The organism is Companilactobacillus farciminis KCTC 3681 = DSM 20184 (assembly GCF_002706745.1).
Classification (GTDB): Bacteria; Bacillota; Bacilli; order Lactobacillales; family Lactobacillaceae; genus Companilactobacillus; species Companilactobacillus farciminis.
In genome coordinates this window covers 2,269,174-2,292,532 of the sequence record NZ_CP017702.1, presented here as the reverse complement: position 1 = coordinate 2,292,532, position 23,359 = coordinate 2,269,174, and the positions used below count along the sequence as shown (strand labels likewise).

Sequence of the window (23,359 nt, the reverse complement as noted above, 5' to 3'; positions counted from 1 at the left end):
AATAGGCATCGTAAGCTCTTTTTTGAAATATTTTTTAATTACATTTTTACTTTTGGACGTAAAGTGTAAGCCATGATCAATGAAATAACTGAAGTAATCAAGAGAACGTAAAAACTAGTTCCTAATGATTTACCAGTAGATGCGACTACTTGACCAGTAATCATTGATGAATTGACGTAACCGAAGTTAATTACCACGTATAAAGCAGCGTAGAGGATTGAAGGCAAGAAGGTAAATAATCTAACCAAACGAATCGTTCCACGTGATCTGAAACAAGCAGCAATCAGAGCGATAACTGGTGATAAGAAACAGATTAAACGAATAGCAGACACACCGTTAGTGATCCAAACAGGTTGAGCAACGTAGGCACTAGTTCGGCTGGCAGCACTAGTAATGGTTGCTGAAAGTGAGAAGCCATCTAGGAAAGGTCCACCGATTGAAGCGATGAAGCCAATCAATGATGCTACAATGATAGTCTTTTGAGCAGTTGTCTTGTGATTTGGCTTGAGACGGTCAGCCGCTGTATCATATTTAGGCTTTTGGTGATGAGTTTCGTGTGTTGTTTGAGCAGTTGTGTCAGGAGTATCTTTATTGGAATCTTTGTTAAAAGAAGTCTCGTGTTTGAGAGCTTTATTAGCGCCGACTTCATTACCGTGACGAAGTTGTGAAAGTAAGAACCACAAAATAATGACGATAGCTAAAGCAATATATCCATAATTTCTCTTAACAACTAATAAAATAGCCGTGATGATAACTGCAAAGATACTAATGTAAGCATTGTTTTTGGCAAACTTGATCATGTTGTGGATAAAACCATCGTTAGGGTCAGTTTGTTCAGCTTTTCTTTTAGCTTCAGCAGCACGTTTTCCGTTTTCAGTTGGTGCAAAAGGATCCTTGATGGGATCTTTAATAGGGTCTTCAAAACGATGATAATCAGTCTCATGTTCTTGAGTCTTTTTATAAGGCTTTTGTGAGATGGGATTGAAATCATTCTTGCTATAGACTTGAGTTTTGTCATCCAAAGGCTCGTCGGCACTAGACTTGGCGAATGAAGATGGATGCGAAGTACTATCGCTAGTCTTGTTATAAGTCTTCATTTCGGGTTCAGGGTCTGGACGTTGAACTTTAGGATGGTCGAAAGAACCGTACTCTTTTTGTTGAGCTGGAGCTTGTTGTAGTGGAGTTTCTGGTTCTTCTTCTGATTTATCTTCTTGATTTAATTCATTTTCAATATCTGACAATGAGCGAATGGTGTCATCATCTTTTACTTGATTAGTAGTTTCAGTTTTTTTCTTCTTTAGGGCGTAGCCGCAATTATCACAAAATTTTTGATCTGGATCGACTTTATGACCACAATTTGGACAAAACATTATTCATTCCTCCATTATGTTGACAAAATAAGTATACAAGACAACCTCTATCATAGGAAGACATTCCCCGTAAAGTTCACAGAAACGTCACATGTTGTATATCCGAAACTTAATTATACAAAATATTCTTAGACTTTGCTTAAATAAATAAAAAAACCTCACACATCGGGAAATGAGTGAGGAAAACGATTATAGGTTTTGTATTAGTCAAACTTCAAGGTATGGAAATGTTGCAAATCGGTAGCGGGAGAGAACAGGCTGGATTTTTGAGTAAGAGGTGAGGTTCTTCTCTCCCGTAATTGTATTATAACGAAACCTAATTCCTTAGTGCCAATCTAGTTTGATATAAGTGGATATTAACTTGTTGATTATTCGGTATAAATGGATTTTAATTGCTTTAATTTAGCGGCGTCGATGTCTAAAGCCTTGTCTAAGTAGTTGTCAAAAGTCCCATAATAATGTTCGATAGCACGAAAGACAGAAGTGATACTAGCCAAATCAGCTTTAGTCATGTTCATCTTGTTGATATCTTGATTGCCGTTTTCATCATTTAGAGTATTTTCAATTGTATCGATGTCATCGTACATCAAGTTAGTTAGCAAATAATCTTTTGTAATCGTCTCTTCGTCTACACCAAGAGCTTTTAGAACTAATAAGGCGCCGATTCCAGTCCGGTCTTTTCCAGCTGCACAGTGAAAGAGCAAGGATTGTTTGGGTTGGTCGTTGTGCAACATCAAATCAAATAAAATCTTGTAAGCTTGTTGACCATGTTTGTCGAGGACGACGCTTTGATAAATCATGCCTAAATAAGAATAGCCGTTGCGATTGATCATCATGGCTAATTTGTCGCCGTTACCCTTAAGCGGATAGACAGGGTCGGAATAAATTTTATAAAAATCAGAAGTCGTGTCGGCCCAAGTTTGTTGTTCGCTGTTGGAACGGAAATCGACGACGTACCGTAATCCGTAATTTTTAAGGTAACTTAAAGATTTTCCTGTTAGATTACTTATATCCCCTGAACGTAAGAGTTTATGATATTTAATTGTTGTTCCATTGTTTGTGGGATATCCACCTAGTTCACGTAAATTTATTGCACCTTCGAGATTTAATATACGTTTCATTTTTGTCCTCCCCTGGTCGTTGCGTATTTTAGGTCATTAGAAGTATTATAATAATAAGGTGATTTATGGTGAGAAATAAACTTTCAATTATTATGACAGCTTATAATGTAGCTGATTATATTTCTAGCTCGATCGATTCAGTGATTGCTCAAACTAATCGAAATTTTGATTTAATTATTGTGGACGATTGCTCTACAGATCAAACTCAAAAGATAATCCGTTCTTATGCTCAAAAATATGATTGGATTTCTGTTATTTGCCACGCTCAAAATTTTGGCGTTTCAACGGCTAGAAATACTGGCTTGAAAAACGCTGATGGCGAATTTATTACTTTTATCGATGGCGATGATTGGGTCGAACCTGATTATGTCGAGCATTTTTTAGAAGTTTTTTCGGATCAAGATGTCGATATGGTAACTTGTGGATTCTTCAATGAGACGGAAAGCGGCAAAGTTAAAAATAAATTTACTAAGCGTCAAATTAGTGTTGTTGGTCGTGAAGAAGTCACAAAGCTTATTATCAAGATGACCGGTACAGTCATGGGCTACACGTGGAACAAGGCTTACGTCCGCTCAACCATTGAAGAACACAAGCTGATGTTTCAGACGGATTTAGATTTGATGGAAGATCAAGTCTTCAATGTCGAATATGCCGCCCACGCTAGAAAGTTCTATCTTGATAATTTGCCACTGTACCATTACATTTCTCGTAAAGAGAGCATTACTAATCGTTTTGCGATGGAAAATGTCAGAGACATCGGTGTTGCTAGAATGAAAGTTTATAAAACCATTCGAGAAAGCACTCGAAATGAGAAAAAACAGATTTAATATATATATTAATGGGTAAGTCGAGCCGAGTGCTTGGCTTTTTTTGTGCCATCAATCCTCTTTAGAATAACATTTTATGGGTTGAAAATGCTTACAAAGATACTTTTTGTTACCATCCATTAAAAAAATTGAGCTTTGTCTTTGAACTCCGTCCGAATGTCATAATATGGCACACCTCAATGATAGAATTTGAAATGATTGAAGAAGGGGATGTCAGATATTGACTAATAGGGATGTTAACAGTAAAGAACGAGCTCTTATTATTGCATTCAGAATGTTCTTTGGCGAAAAAATCAACGTAAACGATACCGCTGAAGCTTACGGTGTTTCTAAAAGAACGATTTTACGTGATATTAGTGCAATTAGACATGTTTTAGCGGATAAAGATTTAGCTAATGAGCGTTTTGAATTGAAATATAATGAAGGTCACAATAACTACAATATATTAGATAATGGAATTCTGTCCTTAGAAGAAGCTTTGTTAGTGTTGATGACATTGGCAGGAAATATTCCAGATATTAATTCCGATTCACTTAATAAAGTGTTGAAAGGAATTACTAATTTGGTGGCAACCGCTGATCGACGCCAATTGAAACCAGCAATGTTGAATGCTAAAGAAAGTTATTTGGCTTTGTCCAAGAAAAAAGATATTTTGCCACAAGTAAGGGAACTTTTGATTTGGATTATTAATCGCAAAGCAGTGCATTTTACTTATAAGAATCGTAGTTTTAATGGTGTGCCATTGAGTATCTTCGTTAAGAATCGCGATTGTTTTGTTTTGATGTATGTCGATGACGATGTTAAACAAAATGTCGTTTACCCGATTAATAAATTGCTGAATTTGAGTGAAAGCAAATTAGAAATAAAAATCGCACGAACTAATTTAGAAAGACACTGTGATTTTGTTAATTAAGTGAGGCCAACATTATATAATCAAGTAAATAGGGGGATTTAAAATGGAAGATGATAAAAAGAAATTAGATCCTGAATATCAAGATATTGAGAACAGTGGTAGCCGTTATCGAATCTTGAATATCTTCACACGTTTTTTAAATCACGAAACGATGACAATGGATTGGGCGACTGATCACTACGAAGCCAATAAAACGGCCATCCAAAAGGATTTTAAGCTCATCAGAAGAATCTTGGCGCAACAAATGCCAAATCGACAATTGGTTTTGGATAAAAGCAATTCTGAATACCACATCACTCGAGAAGGTGTGATTGACGGTGCTGATGCAATAGCTCTTTTGAAGATGCTGATTGGAACTAGAGCTTTTTCAAAAGCCGAATTGAAGGATTTTACTAGCGATATTTTAGATTTGGTCGATGACGGTGATTACCGCAATATTAAAGTTCTATTGTCTGCTACGATAGCCGAATATAAGCCAGTTAAAGTTAGCGATGATCTGCGTGAACGAATCAGACGTTTGTCAGAATGTATTTTAAAGAAGAGGTCAGTTACTTTTAAATATCACAGTAGTCGTCAAGGCAGTGATGCCACCAAAGATATTATTGGTGTTCCTATCAATATGTATTTTGATACGTCTTATTATTACGTGATGATTTATGTTTTAAAGGACGCTGATCCAACCGACAATCCACGAATCTTTCGTTTAGATAGATTTGAATTTCCAATTGATTCAAGTAAGAGAGCAATTAATATCCCTTATTCAAAGAAAGTTGATGAAGGAACGATGTTGAACAAGACTCATTTGTTGAAGATGGGTAATGATGTTAATTATAGTTTTGAATATTTCAGCTATCCTCAAACTGCTTTGGATAAATTGCCGGGATCAAGAATTGTGAAGAAAAAGGAAAATAGCGTCATCATTGAGGGTAGTATTTTTACTGAAGGTGCGTTGTTGTGGATCTTTAGTCAGGGCAACCAGTTGAAAGTTTTGGGACCTGATTCGTTGGTAAGGGCTGTTAAACAGCGTTTAGTCGATACCTTAAAATTGTACGAAAAATAAAAAATCGTTGTTTGAATTGGTGTAGGATTCCGTCCTCCATAGCAATTTTATATATTAAAAGACAAATAGCACCTGTATCGGAATAGCTTTCTATTCGCAGATACAGGTGCTAATTTTGGCTTAACATTAATTTTCCAAGTGAGTTTTGAAGTTTATTTTTTTAAAATGTTCATTACTTGTTCGTGAACTTTGTCGGCTTTCCAGTATGAATTTGCTCTGGAGTAGTGGTACATAGTTTTGACTGGGCGATTAGCATATTTTGTTAAAGCTTTATTAACTTTTCCTCCCAAAGCAATTAGAACGGCAGTATCAGGAACGCCTAATTCGTCCAGATGTTTTTCCATATTGATGACATCCGCTTTATGGATTTTGACTTTACTACTTTTACTTTCAGTAGTTGATGAAACGTCAGTCATAAAAGAACCCCAAATTTCAGTTCCATAAATAGCAGCTGCAAAACGATAATCAGCACTCTTTTTAGCACCATGGAAATTTAGGAATAGTTTGCTGTTATCTTGATTGACAGCAGCATCGCCGGGGTTCATACCAACAACAATATATTTAGCGTTATTAAGACGTTCTTTTAAATCACCCTTTAACTTATCGTTGGGGAATTGATTAGGAACGTAGTTATCACCAAAAATATCTTGACGTTCTTGAGGTGATTTCTGCTCAAGATTCTCACCGGGAACGTCCCAGAATGCCCAACTATCAACTGAAGTAAATTTTGTGTTTGTCATGTAAAATACCCTCCTATAATAACCTCTATCGATTTCTTATGGTTTTAGAATAACACCGAGGGGTGTCATAATATGTCACTCTGGGAGTTCTATTTAGAGAAACTCAAAATAAATATTATTTTTTTTGACATGCTATAATGATTGCATATTGGGCAGTTGCAGGCGATACCCAGACCAAACATTGCCGTTGTCTGAAAGGAATTCCTATGAGAATAAATGTGTTGCAACATACTCCAAATGAAGGTCCCGGAATGATCCAAGATTGGTCACAAGAACATGGGCATCAAATGTATATCTATCATCCTTATCAGTTTGGACATTTACCATCAGCCGAACAGACAGATATGCTAGTCATTCTTGGTGGACCAATGAGTCCTAATGATGATTTACCTTGGATCAAACAGGAACGCCAATTGATCAAAAAATTGTTGGCTCAAAATAAGCCACTATTCGGTGCTTGTTTTGGGGCTCAACAAATTGCAAAAACGCTAGGCAAGGAAATCAAGAAAGCTCCAGCTAAAGAAGTGGGCTGGGCACCAGTTTATCGTCAAAATGAAGCAATCTTTGGTATCCCTGAGAAAATGACGGTTTTGCATTGGCATGAGGAAATGTTTGAAATTCCAGAAGATGCTAAACTGCTATTCTCAAGTGATAAGGTCAAGAATCAAGGCTTTGTCATGAATCATCGAATCATCGGCTTGCAGTTTCACGTTGAACCTGAGGCTGATAATGTGCGAGAAATGGTAGTTAATGATTTTCCATATCTTAAAGGGTCAGTTTTGAATCAATCGAGTGAAGATATTTTGAATACACCAGTGCCCGCAGAAAACAAATTGATTTTAAATCGTATGTTAGATTACATCACAGACTGAGGTGGCATTTTGAAAAAAGCGATTATTTACGTTCATGGCAAAGGTGGCAGTGCTTTAGAAGCAGAACGTTTTAAGAAAAATTGCCCGGGTTTTGAAATGATTGGTGTCGATTATCGGGAATATTTGCCCTGGGTCGTTGAAAAACAGGTCCGGGACACTTATGAAAAATTGACGTCAAAATACGACCAGATATTTTTGCTAGCTAATAGTATTGGCGTCTATTTCTCGATGCTAGCTTTACAAGATATGCCAATCAAGAAGGCCTTGTTTATCTCGCCAATTTTGGATATGGAAAAATCAATCACTGATACGCTTGAAGAAAATAATTTAACTGAAGCAGACTTAAGGGATCAACAAGAAATCACTTTAGGTCGTAAGACTTTATCGTGGAAATATTTGCAATTTGTTAGAGAACATCCAATCAACTGGCAAATAGAGACAGAAATTCTTTATGGTCAAAAAGACGATCATACTTCAAATGAAGTTTTGAATGATTTTGTTGGAAACCATAACGCTCACGTAACGATAATGGAAAATGGAGAACACTGGTTTCATACAAAAGAGCAACTAACTTTTTTGGATAATTGGATGAAAAAAACAGTCGAATCGTAAAATTCGGCTGTTTTTGTTATTAATCAAATGAACGATTGTTGTATGGAGGATATCCATCGACACGAACGGTAGATTCATCATCGATGTTCCATTGAATTTTGTTGACGTCAGAATAGAAGTTACGACTGGCAAATGAACTTGAGAAGACATCAACAATTGGTGAGTCAGTTGTAAAAGCAAGGTAGCGACCCTCAACGATTGAATTATTAAGAGCATAAAAATCGCTATCGGGACATTCGTCATTGGCATTTACAGTCATACGAATAAAAGTTAACGATGATTGGAAGTCAACGCCAATCGAATGATTGATCAAGCAGTCCTTTTGTTTACAATTGGAATTTTTTAAATAAAGAGTGTTGATCGTATCATTGACGAGCAAATTAGGACAATTTTCCAGATACAGACCAGCGGTTTCAATATCAGCAGTCGACACAACGGAATCGTAAAGAGCAAAAGAGGCGTTTTTACAAAAAATCGTATTCCATTTGTTGTTGAGAGGATGTAAGAAACGAACGTTTTCGGCATAAAAATGTGCATCATCGTATATCGCAACAGTGTTAAGGGGACTTTGCCCGGATGAAATTGTCATGTTTTTAAGGATGATTTGAACATTGTCACCAATTAAAAAATAAGCATGGAGTTTTATTGCACAGTTATTGGAACTATCACCAATTATATTGACGTTTTTTTTCAAATTTAAATAGTAAGGTTTGTTATCAGAAAAATAATCACCCTCGGCCAGCTTGATAGTGTCGAAAGGTTTAGCAAGATTGAGAGCAGTTACCAGGTCCAAATCCTTTTCGTTTGTGTTTTTGATATAAAATGTTGTCATATACGCAAGCCTCCATTTGTTTTATAGTTCCATTATATGAGGGTCAGTAGCATAGTATGGCAATCTAAAGAAACTACACAAAATTAATAAATCAAAAAACATCAATTCAGATATGGTCAATTAACCATTTATCTGAATTGATGTTTATTTGTTTGATCATAAAAAAATATAGAACCACTATCTAGTCCGGAATAGCAAAGAAAATTGGCTCAGCTGTGAAATTTCTCTTGGCAATTTATTGCCTAGTGAAAGACCGAGCTTGAAGACTTTGCCCGATTTTGGGCTTAGCAAAGGCTCCAAGTCGTGTCCACAGCGTTCCAGCCGAATTTTCTTTGCTATGGAGGACAGAATGTTACGCTAGTCTACTAGAATCTTTAAATTTTCTTTTTCAAATGATACTTAACGATACCAGTGTCAGAATCCTGAATATCTTTCTTTTCGTCTTTAGCAAAGTAAACCGCAAAGCTCTTATTGTCGGAAACATCTTGTGCAACTACTAGGGATGATTCATAGGGATCCTTTGCTTTATAAATTTGTGCTCCACGAACTGCTTCGCCGTAATCTTTTGAATTGGCAATCGCATCGCCGGGGTTAAAAAATACCATTTCATCCATAAGTAACACATCCTTTCTCTTTTTTTCATTATACAATTATTGGGTAAAAGAATGGTAAGAATAACGATATCATAAACTTTTATTAAAGGGCTTTCTTCGCTATACTATGACGTATGGAGGGTGTATAAATGACTAATGTTGAAGATTATATTAAACAAAATGTTTTTGGCAAGCCACAGTTAAAGCCTGATGAGAAGAACAAATTCTTGGGAAACTTTGCTGAAAGAGTAGCGATTGCTTTAACGATTGCCCAATTAAAAAATGAGGATAATATCAAGACGGTTGAAAGCGTTATGAAAAAATATCCAGAGTATCATCTGTACTTAAATGGAAAAATTGATTCATATATACTGGATAAATACCTACAATTGAGTGTAAAATTAAAGTATAAGTTTACAATAGTTTCACAATCGGGAGTCCGTAATAAAGACCGTGCCTTGACTGATAACGACATGGGACTAGTTATTGCTAACGAGGGTAAACCTGTTGATAGACCAGTGCTTATATAATTTTGGAGGACAAAAATGTCTAATAGCTCATTAGATAAAATTGCTTTACTTTCTTTAAATGGTAATAAACCATTAGCAAAAAGAATTTCTGACTACATGGGAATTCCATTGTTGGATGCTACCGTTTCACATTTTAGTGATGGTGAAATCAACATTCAAATAAACGAAAGTATTCGTGGAAAAGACGTTTACATTATTCATTCAGTTTCTGATCCTGTTAATGACAACTTTATGGAATTGATGATTGCCGTAGATTCTTTGAGACGTGCTAGTGCTAACAGCATTACTTGTGTATTGCCATACTTTGCTTACACACGTTCAGATAGAAAATCTCGTTCTAGAGAACCTATCTCAGCTAAGTTGTTTGCCAATATGCTAGAAATGGGACAAGTCGATCGTGTTATTGCTATCGATATGCATGCTGACCAAATTCAAGGATTCTTTGATATCCCAGTTGATCACTTACGTGCAATGCCTATTTTTGCTAGTTACTTTGAACAAAAGATCAAGAATCCTGACGAATTTGTTTTCGTAGCTCCTGATCACAACTCAACTAAACGTGCACGTTCTTTGGCCGAAGTATTCGGTTCACAAATTGCTATCGTTGACCAAAGATCAACTGAAGATGATAATGTTGTTCCTGATATCATTGGTGACGTTGATGGTAAACAATGTGTTATCGTTGATGATTTGATTGATACAGGTACTAGAATGATCAATAGTGCTGAAGCAGTTAAAAAGGCCGGTGCTAAGACAATTTCTGCCGTAGCTACACACCCAATCTTCTCAAAAGATGCTGCTAAACGTCTAGAAGCATCAGATTTGATGGAAGTTTTAGTTTCAGATTCAATTGTCGTTCCAGAAGAATGTCATTTTGATAAATTAAAAGTTTTATCCGTAACTGACTTAGTTGGTGATGCTATTCGCATGACTCAAGATAATGAATCAATCGACTCACTATTTGATGTTCGTGATAGCTTTACAATTATTAAGTAAATCGATTAATCTCAATCCTTCGTGATTGGGATTTTTTTGTTATCAAAATACTTAATAATGGAAAAATAAAATAATTGTTGTTAAGGTAATGGTACTTGAGGAGGTTTTATTAATGAAAGTACTTATTATTGGTGCCCATGGTAAAGTGGGACGTTTGTTAGTTGACGAATTAAAGTCTCGAAAGATTGATTTTGCGGCCGGTTTGCGTAAGGAAGAACAAATCAACGCTTATCAAGCGGAGGGCATTCCAACTCAATACATTGACTTAACAGCATCTCCAAAGGATATTCAAAATTCAATCGCCGAATCTGGTGCTGATACGATTGTCTTTTCTGCTGGTGCCGGTGGTGCTGGATATGACAAGACAATTGAAATTGATTTGGACGGAGCTATCAAGACGATGGATGCCGCTCAAATTCTTGGTATCAAGCGTTACGTCATGGTCAGTGCCGTTTACAGCGATGATCGCACAAAGTGGGAAGCTTCAGGAATCAGACCATATTATGTAGCTAAGCATTATGCTGACAAGTATCTTCGTAGCACAAACTTAGATTACACAATTGTTCATCCAGGGACTTTGACTGACGATCCTGCAACGGGAAAAGTTAATATCCAAAGCAATTATGAAGGTGGATCAGTTGCTAGAGCAGATGTCGCCAAAGTTATCGCTCAAGCCATCCAAACTCCATCATCAATCAAAAATGAATACAATTTCTCTTCTGGAGATCAAGCTATTCAAGACGTTATTAGATAACAAAAAGGAGCCTAAATTTAAGGCTCCTTTTTGTGTGTCTTAGTTAATGTCGGCGTCAGCTAAACTCCATTCCAGAGTTCCGACGTATTGGCCAGCTTCATTCAAACCAGTCTGTTTCAAAATAACGCCAGTATCATCTTTCCAAGTATCAGAAATTGTTTTTACAGTTTCTTCAGAGTAGCTGTGGTTGTCTTCTTCAATCAAAGTAGGTGAATCATCTAGAGCAGATCTTTGGTCGTCATCGATGTAAAGCAAACTACCGACGAATTGTTCATTGTCATTAGACTTAGTTAGAGGCTTGACTACACGCGTACGTAATTGCCAAGGATTATTACGACTAGTTACTTTGACGTAGCCATCATCTTGACGATGAATATAATCTGCTTTGCTGGAATAATTGATGTTCTTGAAGGAGATACTCTTAGAAGCATCAACTCTGAGAGTTTTATCAGGAATTACTTCAACGAAAAATTGAACGTTGTTAGAAACTTTAGAATCCTTATCGGTTACCGTGATTTCAATTCGGTGAGGATTGTTCTTTTCTAATGAGAAAGTGTTCCAAAAATCACTTGCTGAATCAAAGATTGTTTCATTGATAGGAATTTCAATTTTTTCAGTCGTGTCATTGCCAGTGACATTGATTTTACTTTCGATTTTTTTCTCATTATCGATGTTGATATCAACGATTAATTCATCTCCGGGAACAAATTTTTGTTCAGGATTGTAAGACAATTCGATAGGCAAAGTGATATTAGGATTGTCTTGTTGGAAACGTAATGTGTAATTTTCTTCGAGACCCTTAGCCATCAAGCTCCAGTTCTTCTCGTAACGGATATTAAATTCAGGGGAACTAGTTGAAATGATGGCATTGCTACCATTGAAATAGACGGGGGCTTTTTGAACTAGATGGTCTTTTAGGTCTTTGTTAATAGCTGTTCCAAAAATTTTAACATTGGTAATTTTGTTGTCAGTGTTGTCGAGATCTTTGGAGAGCTTTTTGGTGACTAGACGGCTGTTAATAGCGACTTTGGTACTAGTACTTTCAGCTTGGCCACTAGTCAAAGAGACATCTGAAACCAATAAGTCGTCTTGAGTACCATCTTGATATTCAATGTAGCCGATTCGTTTTTGTCCGGGAGTATTGGGACTGTCTTCCTGGCGAAAATCTAAGTAGGTTTCCATGTCGGGAATTTGGATAGCAGCGACGATATCTTTCCAAGACGGCTTTTGTGAATCGGGTAGAATCTTGGAGTCGGAAGTTTTGTTGTTATCTTCGGCGTGCTTGATTTCATAATTTAAATCGACTGAATCGCCACTGTTGACGTTGTTATCCGTGGATTGATCAGTGATGGTTTTGTTTAGCGTATTATCAGTTATCGAACTGTTAGCAATTGGATTAGGGGAGTCGGGGAGAGTTTCTAGTTTTACATACTTATCAGCCACTTTTTCGCTACCAGTCTCGTTGCCATCTGCGTCAAGTTGACCTAAAGAACTATTGGCACCAGTGAATCCCCAACGAACATTGTAATCTCCATTATGAACATCAAAAGTGCTCATTGGAACTTTTACAGATGATTCGACACGTTTAAAGTAGTTATCTGTTGTTTTATTAGTGTTATTAATACCATGTTCATCCTTGTCATTATAAACATAGCTAAGTGTTCCTGCTAGAAGATTTTCATCAGGCGTCCAAGTAATAGTTACGTGATGCCAATTAACGGGTTTACCGAAGTAATCAATGTCATCTATTAGGTTAGCAACGGTTGCATTAGAATGAAAGAGGCTCATACCTGTGGAAATTTTAAGCTTGCTATAACTGGTTGGGACGGAACCGTTGAAAACGTCAGCATATGAATTTTCATTTCCAGGAAGTGAAAAGGCAATGTGTCCCCAACCTCTTTCTCCAGGGATTTTCAAACCAAGGTATGAGTTGGGGAGAAGGTTAACGCCTGTGGAACCAGCTATTCCGATATCACTGTCAAAACCATTAGAAGTATAATGTTCTTCAGATTTGTCTATCAACAAGTCTTTATAATGGATAAGCGTTGGCACTTTACCTTCCCCAGCCTTATTTAGGTTAGTATCAAACTCTATAGCAACGCTGTTTTTCACGGCAGTCAGTGTAACCAATTCCGGACTTGGGGGGGTAGGTGAGGCTGACGGAAAAGTAGTTAAATCATATCCATAGACACCTAGTCCTTGTAATCCAGTACCAATGGCTTTAGTACCTCGGTTGTCATTTTGAATTACGAAAGCTAGTCCTTCACCATTAACTAAAGAGGAATCATCAGGAGGGCCAAAATTCATCCAGGCAGATATTTGTTGAACTTGAGATAAATCCCAAGTATCACTGTCTTTAGACCAAATTGCTCCCATAGTACCACGATTTAAAGTATATAAGTTTTTAACCAACAATCCCCCTTCTTTTACTATTTGGCCTGCTTTGTCAGTTAATTTGGCAGTATCCTCATTTTGAATAGAAGCGGTATTTTTATTAAAGTAATTAGTTCCATTTGGTGGATTGATAATTGTTGGCGTATCAATAACCATATAATCATTCAAAGGCAACCCCACTGGTTCAGCTTTAACAGTAGTCAAAGGTATAAAAAAATTTGCAAATAACATAAAAAAGGATATAAAAATATATCCAATCAGATGCTTATGATGTCCCTTCATCAAGATTCACTCCCCGAAATGTATATTCATTGTATACAGTAGTATATCAAGATATGAATCCGCTTTCATCTCATTTATTAAAAGTTTTATTCTTCGTAAATGGAATACAAAAAAACCGACCCTTAAAAGGATCGGTAAAAGTTAAGCCAACGTATCTTCAACAACGTATTCGTTTTTATTTTTGAAATTAGGCAATATTTTGTTTTTCAGTTGTTCGTTCTCAAAGATAACTGCATCGTAAGGATGATCCTTCAAGTAACGGGAAACTTTGTTAGCAAAATAGTTGAATTTCAAAACATCATGCTTATTGGATTTTTTGGAAAATTTCTTAAAAAATGAATTCAAAATTGAATCAAATAATAAAATCCGTTTAGGTATCTCAATTGATTGAGTATTTGTCGTATACCAAATCCTTTGAGTTCCTGGGGTAAAAATGACATCAACATCACTGTTGTAGGGAATCTTATTGATATCTAAAGCTACGGCAATAACTTTCTTTGTCTCTGACATAATCTAAGACTCCTTTCTATAACTTCAACTGCATATTAGCATAATAAAAATTATAATATTTAAAGATTGCTTGATGATTTTGTGAAGATACGAGCTGAAGCTTTGAGGAGTAGGGAAAAGGTGATGTATACATTCCGTCATTCCTGTACATATTCTAAGATATCACCGGGTTGACAGTCTAGTGTTTTACAGATTTTTTCTAAAGTTGAGAAGCGAATTGCCTTGGCACGACCGTTTTTTAGAATGGAAATGTTAGCTTGAGTGATGCCGACTTTTTCAGCTAGTTCGGTAACGGTCATATTTTTTTTGACTAATAGAAGATCCAAATTTATTTTTATCATTTTGACCTCCTATATCGTCAATTCATTTTCTTGCTTAAATTGAATCGAATTGATTAAAATCTTCTCCATCACTGAAATAAAAGCAGCAATCGCACTAGGGAAAAAGATAAATCCTAAAGCTACGATAATGAGTCCGGGAGCATCGTCAATGTCAGCGGCTTGGTAAGCTATCGGCAAAATTGCGAGTAAAACGACTGAACAAGCGATGAATAAATAACGAACCATTCTAACGAAATGCAGTGCTTGTTGGGTGAAGAAATTATGGTTGTCGATTAGTTTAAAAATTCTAAATAAGTAATAACTGATGATAAGAACTAATAGACCCACAATTAAAAATGTTGAACCGGCAATCGTTGGGAATAAGTCAAAGGGATGGTCTTGAATAGCGTTAAGCATGCTCATAGATAACATGACTACAAAGAATAAAACAAAAGCATCTATAATCAAAGTAACAAATTTTAGTAAAGTAGTTTTGATTTTCATAATCGAAATCTCCTTTGTGATTAAGGATATTTTAGCTCATTTTATATCGATAAACAATATGAATATATTGAATTTCGATATAAATACAATTCTAATGTTTAATCGATTTGAAATAAACTTGTTTTCAATCTAAAGAAAACGTTACCATAATAATATATTGATAGAAGGAGAATTTAATTATGACAGTATTTCCAAAGAACTTTTTATGGGGTGGCGCTACTGCTGCTAACCAATACGAAGGTGCCTGGGACGTTGATGGCAAAGGTGTTAGTACAGCTGACCTCTTATTAGGTGGTACATATGAAAAGCCACGTGTCTTCACTAAGACCGTTAAACAAGGCGAATATTATCCATCTCATCAAGGTAGTGATTTCTACCACCACTACAAAGAAGATATTAAATTACTAGCAGGCATGGGCTACAAAACTTATCGTTTGTCAGTTGCTTGGACAAGAATTTTTCCTAACGGTGACGATGCACAACCTAATCAAAAAGGTTTGGATTTTTATCGTAATGTCTTCGAGGAATGTCATAAGTATGGTATCGAACCATTAGTAACAATTTCTCACTACGAAATGCCTTATCATTTAACCGAGGCTTACGGTGGTTGGGGCAATCGTAAAGTGATCGACTTTTACGTTAAATACGCTAAGACTTTGTTCACAGAATACAAAGACCTCGTTAAATATTGGTTAACATTTAATGAAATCAATATCGGTATGATGTTTGGTGGCTATATGTCACTGGGACTTCCAGTTGAAGACGGTGCTGCACCATTCAATCCTAAGATGAGTAATGACGATATCCAAGCTAACCTCCAAGGTTTGCATCATCAATTCGTTGCCAGTGCTTTGGCAGTTAAAATTGGTCACAAGATCAATTCTGACAACATGATTGGTTGTATGATTGCCGGTAACGTTAACTATCCATTAACATCTAACCCTGATGATATTTTGAAAGCTCAATTAGCTAACGAAATCAACAATTATTACTGTGGTGACGTTCAAGTTCGTGGTGCTTATCCACACTTTGCCAAACGCTTCTGGGATGAACATGATGTTAAATTAGACATCACAGCTGAAGATAGCGAAGTTCTAAAAGAAGGTACAGTTGACTTCTATAGTTTCAGTTACTACTCATCAAACGCTTTGACAACTGATGAAAGTAAAGCTGACGCTGCTGGTAACTTCAGTACTGGTGTAAAGAATCCTTACTTGAAGTACAGTGAATGGGGCTGGGCAATGGACCCTAAAGGTCTACGCTGGTACCTAAATGACGTTTATGGACGTTACGGTATTCCTATCATGGTCGTTGAAAATGGACTAGGTGCTCGTGATGAAGTCAAAGCTGATGGTTCAATTGATGATGACTATCGTATCGAATATCTCAAGGGTCACATTGAACAAATGAAAGAAGCTATCAAAGATGGTGTTGACTTGATTGGTTACACTCCTTGGGGTTGTATCGATTTAGTTTCTGCCGGAACTGGTCAAATGGCCAAACGTTATGGTTTCGTTTATGTAAATCGTGATGATAATGAAGAAGGAGACTTCAGCAGAACTCCAAAGAAGAGTTACTACTGGTATAAGAAAGTTATTGCTTCTGATGGTGAAGATTTAGAAAATAATTAAGCATCTGAATTGCACGTTGTTAAAAAATCTTCCATAATGTAGGTGAAATCTCAAAGCAAAGAGGTAATAATTTTATGAAAGACAAAGTACCGAGGTTTTCGCTTAGAGTATCGATCCTAATATTAATCGGACTAGCAATAGTTTTGTACTTCTTTAATCAACCAAACGCACTCCTAGCATTGTTTGCGGTGGTAGTGCTGTCGATAGTTTATTTAGGTGGTATGGAGAAGAATCACGAAATATTCATGCGACATCATAAGCGTTGGTTGTAAAAAATGAATAAATAAATATAGACAAAATTGCTTTTAAAGACAATTTTGTCTTTTTTTGTCCATAATTTTTTCTTTAATGTAGGAAGAAATATGATAATATATTTCTTGTTGATTTAGGGGGAAAAATATGAAGTCAAAACGTGTTATTTATATTGATGTTATTCGCGTCGTGGCTATGATTTTGGTTGTTTTGGCACATGCCTGTTCAGTCAGAATCGCAACGCCAGATCATTCTTTTTCATGGTCAGTGACAAATGTTTTAGTAGGGATTACCGAAGTAGCTGTGCCAATGTTTTTCATGATAAGTGGGGCAACTATTTTAAATAGTAAAAAAACGACGAATGTAGGATATCTATTCAAGCATCGTTTGAAAAGAGTTATCATACCATTCATCGTTTGGTCGATCATCAGTGCTTATCCAGTAAGCAAGATCGATGGGGTTTTTAATATTCACCAATTCTTAGTAACAGTTTCTTTGATTTTTCATCAACCAGTTTTGATGGCTTATTGGTTTATTTATTCATTGTTTGGGTTGTATTTAATTTCACCATTCATCAAGCTATTAGTGGATCATATGAATAAGAGCTTGTTGAATTATCTGCTATTGTTGTGGATGATTGGCGACATTATTTTGCCAGCAATCGGTCAATTTACGCCACCAGCAATTGGTAATGCATTTAGTTTGTACAGCATGGCTAAGATTATCTTGTCATCTTATCTAGGGTATTTCGTTATGGGTTACTTATTGACCCACGACACTAAGTTGAAATTCAATTTACCTAAGTATGTAAGTATCATTGCTCTTTTATTCGTGATTAAAGTGGCAGTGAGATTTATTCCGGCACAAAGTCCATGGGCTTTCTTGAATATTGCTTCTTCATTGAGCACACCAGTGATTGCCGTCATGTTGTTCATGTGCTTTAAGTCGTTTGAAGGTAAGTATTCAAATTGGTTTACGAAGTCGATAGAATTTGTTGCACCATTGACGTATGGAATTTATTTGTCTCATGGATTGATTATCAATTTTGTTGGTAAATTCATTAGTCCTAATAACTATCCAGTTATCTTTTTAGCTACGTTAGTATTTTCAATAATTATGATTTACATTATCAGAAAAATTCCTGTAATTAAGAATTTACTGGCATAATTGTTCGAAAAAAGTAACCGTTTTACAAATATTAACTTTTATTTAAATTTTTCTTAAAAAAGAAGGTATTTTTGCCTTCTTTTTTTGTTGTTTCTTGATATGATAAAGGTGTCTAGATATACATAATTTATCAGGGAGATATATGCTATGAGAAAAATAAAAATGATAGCTTTGACTGGTATTTTGTTGTCGAGCACTATTTTAGGGGCAAATACAACAGTTGCACAAGCTAGTTCTAACAAAGCATTAAGCGTTGACAAAACTGAAATCGCTAACAACGTGATCCAAGTTATCAACGAGTTATTGAATTCAAGTTCTACCGCTAGCAACGTGAACTCTCAAATGAAGTTTTCTGATTTAGAAGATGGTCAAACTATGCAAGTTGCGCCAATCTTTGGTCAAAAGACTGATACTCAATTTGACAATGTCTTGCAAGGGGAACTAAACGTAGTTGATGGTAATGAGCAATTAGTTCCTATGACTTCAGGCACTAGAGATAAAAATGGATTCCCTCAGACAGTTAAATACACGCTTGATGGTGTTACTAAGACTGTTACAGTAGAATATAACTTTGCTAAACCAATTGTTTCCTTTACTAATAATAGCCAAGTTATGAATTTTAAAGCAGATGATGGAAACGACGCAATTCAAAAAGCTGCTACTGATAATTCTGATGTTAAGGCTATTAGTTCCAATGGTGCAGACGCTAATGGTAAGGCAAATAGTACTTCGGTATCTGGAACCATGGACGATGGTAATAAATCAGTGACTTTCACACCAAAGGATAATTATATTAGTGGTATTTCAGCCACAAGAACAATTAATACTTATACAGAACCTAATTGGGATAACATTACAACTACAGATACTAACGTTGTAGTAAGTGATAGTGAAAATCCTAATGACTATTATTTGGTTAGTTTTACAACAGATAATACTGGTAAAACTACGGCAACGGCTACAGCGATTGATGCTGTTGGTAACGATGTAATATCCAATGCGACAAATAAATCGATTACTTTTGTAAAAGATAATTTTGCTATTCCAACAGATCCTGAAAATCCCGCAACTCCTAGCTCAATATTGACTTTCAAAATTCTAGGATCAGGTAAAACTGTCTTTACCACTCCAGTTACAGGGAATATGACGGTGGCTCAGATTCAAGATACTCTACCTGAAGGATATACATTGGCCGCAATATCTACTGACTATGAAGTAAAAAATGGTAATCAGACATACTATGTAACTAAGAGTGCAGATACTAATGTAAATTATATAGATATTACAACTGGAAACTCGGTTGGCAGTGAGACTCTTAACGGTATCCAAGGTGAACCAACTGTTCTTACAAAGATTCCAGAAAATTACAAGTTAGTCAATCAATCTGATATACTTCAAAAATTGAATGCTCTAACTCCAAATAAGAACATCTACGTAACGCCAAAAGCAGATTCCAATTCCTTAAACTACACCGTAACCTTCAGAGACAAGACAACAGGTAAAGTTGTTGGAACAGAATCTCAAGGTAGTGGTAATTTCGGTAGTTATGTTGGTGTTACAGCACCTGATGGCTATGCTTTAGCATCTGTTATTGATCACGGCTTTATTCTTTTGAAGAATGACCAAAAGGTAACGAAGTATGTTGTAGCTGCTGACACGCCTTATAACGTCTCCTACGTTGATCAAGATACTGGCGAAGAAGTCGGTACACAATCAGGTAAGGGTGCTAACGAATCGAAGATTGTTTTGAAGGCTCCAACAGGCTATGCTTTCGTTAATGCTGATGACATCAATTACACAATCGATAAAGACACACCTACTTCGACAGTTTACGTTCAAAAATCAGATCAAACAGTTGATAACATCGTTTCTGGTTATCCACATAAAGGAAATATCAAGATTTATGACGGCAACGGTAAACTAAACGATGATGTAGTTCTTTCTGAAGGTTCAAGTTGGATCATCGACAAGACTATAACTATCAATGGTGCTGAATACTATCGTGTCGCTACAGACCAATATGTTAAGGCTAGTGACGTTTACAAGTACACACCTCTACAAACGGTGGCTGTAACTAATGGAACTAACGTTACACCAGTTTATAACACTAAAGGACAATTGATTATCGACCGTGCTTTGGATGTTAATACACCTTGGTACACTGATAGAAGTGCTACGATCAGAGGTAAGAAGATGTATCGTGTTGCTACAGATGAATGGATTAAAGCAAGCGATGCAACATTAAATTAAATTCTAAAATACACTGACTTTGGTTGGTGTATTTTTTATTTTGTTCCCGCTTACATTCTGGGTTACACTATAACCAAAAGGAGGCAATAAAATGCGTAGAATGATTAGAATGTTGCTGATAGTCATGGCAGCTGCTTTGGTCGTCGGGATTGTTTCAACGTTGAAATTGAACATGTTAGTTCAGAGTTTGATTTATGCCGTAGTCGTTGGCTTAGTCATCTATGCAATTGCCAAAAAGGTTGATAAGTAGGGAGTAAATTATGGATAGAAGTATGCAAGGTTTGATCATGGGGTTTGTCGCCTTCATTGTTGTTTTTGGGTTAAGTATGTTAAAAGTCAGTCAAACAGTTATTGGGGCAGTACTAGTTGTCGCTATACTATTGAGTGCAGTAATTATGAGACGAATTAAATAAAAATGGCATCTATTCAGATTCCTTTGAATAGATGCCATTTGTTTTTCATATTACTACTATATTTATTTCCAATTAATTCTTGAAAATACACGCCGACCCAAAACTTCACGCATGAACATGAATAAAGGCCAAGCAGTTAAGAAAATTGCGATGTATAAGTAAGTGTAGTGCCAGTTTAAGATACTTTGTAAACCAAAAGCTTTTTCACTGAAGATGAAAGTAACAATGAAAAGGACAAAGGCGATGCCAATCATAATTTGCTTTCGAACGTACAGTGGATTGGCAATCGAAATCAAAGCGCAGAAACCGATGACACCGATCGTAAAGACTGACAAAGTTGAAGTAATTTCATATGAGAAGTTAAAGTGTTTGCCCAAGATTGAAATTGCTACGATAAATGCAATGTTGCAAATAGCCGCCGGTAAAGCAATTTCCATGACATTGTGCATGAAACGTCCAGCTGGTGGGGTATAGTTGGGTTCCAAAGCTAATAGGAAGGTTGGAATACCAACAGTTAAAGCGTTGATTGGTGTTAATTGAGAAGGTTCAAATGGGTAGCCAGTTCCCAAAATAATGAAGAGAATCGACAATACTACTGAATAAATGGTTTTGATTAAGAATAGTGAAGCAACACGTTCAACGTTATTGATTACTCGGCGTCCTTCGTTGAGCATGAAAATCATCGAATCGAAATTACGATTTAACAAGACGAAATCCGCCGCTGCTTCGGCTGCATCACTTTCACCGGCAATAGCAACGCTACAGTCAGATTGACGCATGGCTAAAACATCATTGACACCATCGCCAGTCATACCAACGGTTAAACCATTGTCTTGCATAGCCTTGATCAATTCTGATTTTTGACTAGGACGAACTCGACCAAAAATTTTGTAGTATTTAACTAATTCGTGATAATCTTTTGTTTCATCAACTTGGCTCATATCGATGTAGTCATTTCCTGAAGCAATCCCAGCTTGGGCGGCAACATTGGCTACAGTAACGGGATTGTCACCGGAGATGATTTTGAGATTGATTCCTTGATTGTGCAAGTAGTTGAAGGTATCGGGAGCTTGTTCTCTGACTTCATCAGAAATCAATAACAAGCCTAGGACTTCTTGTGTTGGAGCTTCTTTTAGTATGGCAATGACTCTGAATCCTTTTTGAGCAGCTTGTTGAATCGTGTTCGTCATTTCTGAACTAGAGTTTTTGATGATGAATTCTGGAGCACCCATGATGTAACGCGTATCGTCTTTGGCAACGAAACCGGAATACTTAGTTTCAGATGAAAATGGGATGACTTCTTTCACATCGCTTGCAAAGGCTTTGACGTTTAAAGCTGAGACCGCCAGGGCAGTTGCGTTTGATTCTTGAGTAGCTTCGACGATTTTTTGAGCAATTGCCTGAACGTTTTGTTCACTAGTTTGATAACTAATAGTTTTTTTGACGGTCAATTTACCGGTCGTGATCGTTCCTGTTTTATCAAGGCACAAGACATCGACACGAGCTAAAGTTTCGATGGCACTCAAGGAACGAACCAAAATACGACGTTTAGATAAGTTGTAAGCTCCAGTAGCTAAAGCCACGGAAGTTAACAAAACTAATCCTTCAGGAATCATACCGATAACTGAGGCGGAAGTTCCTAAGATTGATTTGGCAACGTTGTTGTTTTGAGAATAGGTTCTAAAGAATAGTAATAAACCGATAGGGATGATAGTGTATGTTAGAATTTTAATAATATTATTTATAATCTTCATCAAGACACTAACGGAACGCTTTTCTTTGCCGACAGCTGAAGAAATTTTAGAAACGAAGCTTTCCTTACCAACTTGCGTCAATTGAATTTGAGCTTGACCGGCAACGACAAAACTACCTGAGAAAACTTCATCGTTAGTTGTTTTGCTGATAGTGTCGGCTTCACCGGTAATACTTGATTCATTAGTTTGTAGACCATTAGAAGAGCGGATAATACCGTCAGCGGGGATAGTATCGCCACGTTTGACAGTTACGATATCGTCTTCAACTAAATCGGCAATATCGACTTTTTCTAATTGCGAGTTTCTAGTAACATTAAAACTAGCCGAATTGACTAAACTAATTTTATCGACAGTAATTTTGGCACGGATTTCCTGGTAGCTTCCAATAATAATATTGGCAATCACGGGACCTAGGAAAAAGAGATTTCGATAGGAACCGGTCCAAAAAATTAAAATAGCAATGACTAAATTTAAAAAGTTAAACAGAGTAAATAAATTATCGGCTAAAATTTTTGGAATCGGACGCGATAATTTTTTGATTTGAACGTTTGTCAGTCCCCGTTGTACTCGGGAGTCAACCTCTTGATTAGTTAATCCTTCGTCGAGACTGGTGTATTTTTGAGGTTGTTTGATTTTTACCATACTCTACCTACGACTGTTAG

General features: G+C 36.4%; 23 protein-coding genes. 13 read left to right on the top strand and 10 right to left on the bottom strand.

From position 1 onward, the window contains the following. Window positions 1–38: 38 nt before the first annotated feature. Together LF20184_RS11375 and LF20184_RS11370 are read right to left on the bottom strand one after the other, a co-directional pair. Window positions 39–1,370, bottom strand: a complete 1,332-nt coding sequence (locus LF20184_RS11375) for a zinc ribbon domain-containing protein (RefSeq protein ID WP_010018279.1) — start codon at window positions 1,368–1,370, stop codon at window positions 39–41. Between the two features lie 368 nt (window positions 1,371–1,738). Next, a complete protein-coding gene (locus LF20184_RS11370) occupies window positions 1,739–2,491 on the bottom strand; it encodes a tyrosine-protein phosphatase (protein WP_010018280.1) in 753 nt (250 codons plus the stop codon). 92 nt (window positions 2,492–2,583) lie between these two features. Here LF20184_RS11370 and LF20184_RS11365 point away from each other — a divergent pair, with 92 nt between their 5' ends. The 3 genes from LF20184_RS11365 (at window position 2,584) to LF20184_RS11355 (ending at window position 5,291) form a co-directional block, all read left to right on the top strand. Next, window positions 2,584–3,318, top strand: coding sequence for a glycosyltransferase family 2 protein (locus LF20184_RS11365; RefSeq protein WP_236906319.1), 735 nt, complete (start codon window positions 2,584–2,586; stop codon window positions 3,316–3,318). Between the two features lie 220 nt (window positions 3,319–3,538). Continuing rightward, window positions 3,539–4,231 carry a hypothetical protein gene (locus tag LF20184_RS11360; RefSeq protein ID WP_010018284.1) on the top strand — a complete coding sequence of 231 codons (693 nt, stop codon included), beginning with the start codon at window positions 3,539–3,541 and terminating at the stop codon, window positions 4,229–4,231. Between the two features lie 43 nt (window positions 4,232–4,274). Next, entirely contained in the window at window positions 4,275–5,291 is a 1,017-nt protein-coding gene (locus tag LF20184_RS11355; protein ID WP_010018285.1) for a helix-turn-helix transcriptional regulator, read from the top strand. Between the two features lie 152 nt (window positions 5,292–5,443). On the opposite strand, the gene LF20184_RS12980 is transcribed toward LF20184_RS11355, so the two are convergent. Then, window positions 5,444–6,031 carry a hypothetical protein gene (locus tag LF20184_RS12980; protein ID WP_010018286.1) on the bottom strand — a complete coding sequence of 196 codons (588 nt, stop codon included), beginning with the start codon at window positions 6,029–6,031 and terminating at the stop codon, window positions 5,444–5,446. A 206-nt stretch (window positions 6,032–6,237) separates the two neighbouring features. Here LF20184_RS12980 and LF20184_RS11345 point away from each other — a divergent pair, with 206 nt between their 5' ends. Further along, window positions 6,238–6,903 carry a type 1 glutamine amidotransferase gene (locus tag LF20184_RS11345; protein ID WP_010018287.1) on the top strand — a complete coding sequence of 222 codons (666 nt, stop codon included), beginning with the start codon at window positions 6,238–6,240 and terminating at the stop codon, window positions 6,901–6,903. Window positions 6,904–6,912: 9 nt separating this feature from the next. After that, window positions 6,913–7,515 (top strand): alpha/beta hydrolase, encoded by a 603-nt coding sequence (locus LF20184_RS11340; RefSeq protein ID WP_010018289.1) that lies wholly within the window; start codon window positions 6,913–6,915, stop codon window positions 7,513–7,515. Between the two features lie 19 nt (window positions 7,516–7,534). Here the strand turns inward: LF20184_RS11340 and LF20184_RS11335 are convergent, their stop codons facing one another. Both LF20184_RS11335 and LF20184_RS11330 read right to left on the bottom strand, forming a co-directional pair. Continuing rightward, entirely contained in the window at window positions 7,535–8,347 is an 813-nt protein-coding gene (locus LF20184_RS11335) for a hypothetical protein (protein WP_010018291.1), read from the bottom strand. Window positions 8,348–8,721: 374 nt separating this feature from the next. After that, entirely contained in the window at window positions 8,722–8,961 is a 240-nt protein-coding gene (locus LF20184_RS11330) for a hypothetical protein (RefSeq protein ID WP_010018292.1), read from the bottom strand. 128 nt (window positions 8,962–9,089) lie between these two features. Here LF20184_RS11330 and LF20184_RS11325 point away from each other — a divergent pair, with 128 nt between their 5' ends. The 3 genes from LF20184_RS11325 to LF20184_RS11315 all read left to right on the top strand — a co-directional run bounded on the left by LF20184_RS11325 (window position 9,090) and on the right by LF20184_RS11315 (window position 11,220). After that, the gene (locus tag LF20184_RS11325; RefSeq protein WP_010018294.1) at window positions 9,090–9,470 is read left to right on the top strand and encodes a YueI family protein; all 381 of its coding nucleotides are present in this window, start codon (window positions 9,090–9,092) and stop codon (window positions 9,468–9,470) included. Window positions 9,471–9,485: 15 nt separating this feature from the next. After that, window positions 9,486–10,466: a ribose-phosphate diphosphokinase gene (locus LF20184_RS11320; protein ID WP_010018296.1), complete on the top strand. Its 981-nt coding sequence runs from the start codon at window positions 9,486–9,488 to the stop codon at window positions 10,464–10,466. A gap of 112 nt (window positions 10,467–10,578) precedes the next feature. Further along, window positions 10,579–11,220 (top strand): SDR family oxidoreductase, encoded by a 642-nt coding sequence (locus LF20184_RS11315; RefSeq protein WP_010018297.1) that lies wholly within the window; start codon window positions 10,579–10,581, stop codon window positions 11,218–11,220. Window positions 11,221–11,259: 39 nt separating this feature from the next. On the opposite strand, the gene LF20184_RS11310 is transcribed toward LF20184_RS11315, so the two are convergent. From LF20184_RS11310 to LF20184_RS11295, 4 genes are all read right to left on the bottom strand, one after another. After that, a complete protein-coding gene (locus tag LF20184_RS11310) occupies window positions 11,260–13,818 on the bottom strand; it encodes an L-type lectin family protein (protein ID WP_148223951.1) in 2,559 nt (852 codons plus the stop codon). Between the two features lie 219 nt (window positions 13,819–14,037). Further along, the gene (locus LF20184_RS11305; RefSeq protein ID WP_010018299.1) at window positions 14,038–14,406 is read right to left on the bottom strand and encodes a hypothetical protein; all 369 of its coding nucleotides are present in this window, start codon (window positions 14,404–14,406) and stop codon (window positions 14,038–14,040) included. 137 nt (window positions 14,407–14,543) lie between these two features. After that, on the bottom strand, window positions 14,544–14,747 hold the full coding sequence (locus LF20184_RS11300; protein WP_010018300.1) for a helix-turn-helix domain-containing protein: 204 nt from the start codon (window positions 14,745–14,747) through the stop codon (window positions 14,544–14,546). Between the two features lie 9 nt (window positions 14,748–14,756). Continuing rightward, window positions 14,757–15,230: a DUF2975 domain-containing protein gene (locus LF20184_RS11295; protein ID WP_010018302.1), complete on the bottom strand. Its 474-nt coding sequence runs from the start codon at window positions 15,228–15,230 to the stop codon at window positions 14,757–14,759. A 179-nt stretch (window positions 15,231–15,409) separates the two neighbouring features. Here LF20184_RS11295 and LF20184_RS11290 point away from each other — a divergent pair, with 179 nt between their 5' ends. The 5 genes from LF20184_RS11290 to LF20184_RS12795 all read left to right on the top strand — a co-directional run bounded on the left by LF20184_RS11290 (window position 15,410) and on the right by LF20184_RS12795 (window position 20,943). Further along, window positions 15,410–16,861 (top strand): glycoside hydrolase family 1 protein, encoded by a 1,452-nt coding sequence (locus tag LF20184_RS11290; RefSeq protein WP_010018304.1) that lies wholly within the window; start codon window positions 15,410–15,412, stop codon window positions 16,859–16,861. 399 nt (window positions 16,862–17,260) lie between these two features. Next, window positions 17,261–18,280, top strand: coding sequence for an acyltransferase (locus LF20184_RS11280; protein WP_010018307.1), 1,020 nt, complete (start codon window positions 17,261–17,263; stop codon window positions 18,278–18,280). A gap of 147 nt (window positions 18,281–18,427) precedes the next feature. After that, window positions 18,428–20,530 (top strand): SLAP domain-containing protein, encoded by a 2,103-nt coding sequence (locus tag LF20184_RS11275; protein ID WP_010018309.1) that lies wholly within the window; start codon window positions 18,428–18,430, stop codon window positions 20,528–20,530. A gap of 91 nt (window positions 20,531–20,621) precedes the next feature. Next, entirely contained in the window at window positions 20,622–20,780 is a 159-nt protein-coding gene (locus LF20184_RS12800; protein WP_010018311.1) for a hypothetical protein, read from the top strand. A 10-nt stretch (window positions 20,781–20,790) separates the two neighbouring features. Continuing rightward, a complete protein-coding gene (locus LF20184_RS12795; RefSeq protein ID WP_010018312.1) occupies window positions 20,791–20,943 on the top strand; it encodes a hypothetical protein in 153 nt (50 codons plus the stop codon). Between the two features lie 62 nt (window positions 20,944–21,005). Here LF20184_RS12795 and LF20184_RS11270 read toward each other — a convergent pair whose 3' ends face one another. Further along, the gene (locus tag LF20184_RS11270; protein ID WP_010018313.1) at window positions 21,006–23,339 is read right to left on the bottom strand and encodes an HAD-IC family P-type ATPase; all 2,334 of its coding nucleotides are present in this window, start codon (window positions 23,337–23,339) and stop codon (window positions 21,006–21,008) included. Between the last annotated feature and the right edge of the window lie 20 nt (window positions 23,340–23,359).

Bases quoted from the DNA above. Each gene is read 5' to 3' on its own strand.
- LF20184_RS11375 (WP_010018279.1), bottom strand. From the start codon at position 1,370: ATGTTTTGTCCAAATTGTGGTCATAAAGTCGATCCAGATCAAAAATTT.
- LF20184_RS11370 (WP_010018280.1), bottom strand. From the start codon at position 2,491: ATGAAACGTATATTAAATCTCGAAGGTGCAATAAATTTACGTGAACTA.
- LF20184_RS11365 (WP_236906319.1), top strand. From the start codon at position 2,584: ATGACAGCTTATAATGTAGCTGATTATATTTCTAGCTCGATCGATTCA.
- LF20184_RS11355 (WP_010018285.1), top strand. From the start codon at position 4,275: ATGGAAGATGATAAAAAGAAATTAGATCCTGAATATCAAGATATTGAG.
- LF20184_RS12980 (WP_010018286.1), bottom strand. From the start codon at position 6,031: ATGACAAACACAAAATTTACTTCAGTTGATAGTTGGGCATTCTGGGAC.
- LF20184_RS11345 (WP_010018287.1), top strand. From the start codon at position 6,238: ATGAGAATAAATGTGTTGCAACATACTCCAAATGAAGGTCCCGGAATG.
- LF20184_RS11335 (WP_010018291.1), bottom strand. From the start codon at position 8,347: ATGACAACATTTTATATCAAAAACACAAACGAAAAGGATTTGGACCTG.
- LF20184_RS11330 (WP_010018292.1), bottom strand. From the start codon at position 8,961: ATGGATGAAATGGTATTTTTTAACCCCGGCGATGCGATTGCCAATTCA.
- LF20184_RS11325 (WP_010018294.1), top strand. From the start codon at position 9,090: ATGACTAATGTTGAAGATTATATTAAACAAAATGTTTTTGGCAAGCCA.
- LF20184_RS11320 (WP_010018296.1), top strand. From the start codon at position 9,486: ATGTCTAATAGCTCATTAGATAAAATTGCTTTACTTTCTTTAAATGGT.
- LF20184_RS11315 (WP_010018297.1), top strand. From the start codon at position 10,579: ATGAAAGTACTTATTATTGGTGCCCATGGTAAAGTGGGACGTTTGTTA.
- LF20184_RS11305 (WP_010018299.1), bottom strand. From the start codon at position 14,406: ATGTCAGAGACAAAGAAAGTTATTGCCGTAGCTTTAGATATCAATAAG.
- LF20184_RS11300 (WP_010018300.1), bottom strand. From the start codon at position 14,747: ATGATAAAAATAAATTTGGATCTTCTATTAGTCAAAAAAAATATGACC.
- LF20184_RS11295 (WP_010018302.1), bottom strand. From the start codon at position 15,230: ATGAAAATCAAAACTACTTTACTAAAATTTGTTACTTTGATTATAGAT.
- LF20184_RS11290 (WP_010018304.1), top strand. From the start codon at position 15,410: ATGACAGTATTTCCAAAGAACTTTTTATGGGGTGGCGCTACTGCTGCT.
- LF20184_RS11280 (WP_010018307.1), top strand. From the start codon at position 17,261: ATGAAGTCAAAACGTGTTATTTATATTGATGTTATTCGCGTCGTGGCT.
- LF20184_RS11275 (WP_010018309.1), top strand. From the start codon at position 18,428: ATGAGAAAAATAAAAATGATAGCTTTGACTGGTATTTTGTTGTCGAGC.
- LF20184_RS12800 (WP_010018311.1), top strand. From the start codon at position 20,622: ATGCGTAGAATGATTAGAATGTTGCTGATAGTCATGGCAGCTGCTTTG.
- LF20184_RS12795 (WP_010018312.1), top strand. From the start codon at position 20,791: ATGGATAGAAGTATGCAAGGTTTGATCATGGGGTTTGTCGCCTTCATT.
- LF20184_RS11270 (WP_010018313.1), bottom strand. From the start codon at position 23,339: ATGGTAAAAATCAAACAACCTCAAAAATACACCAGTCTCGACGAAGGA.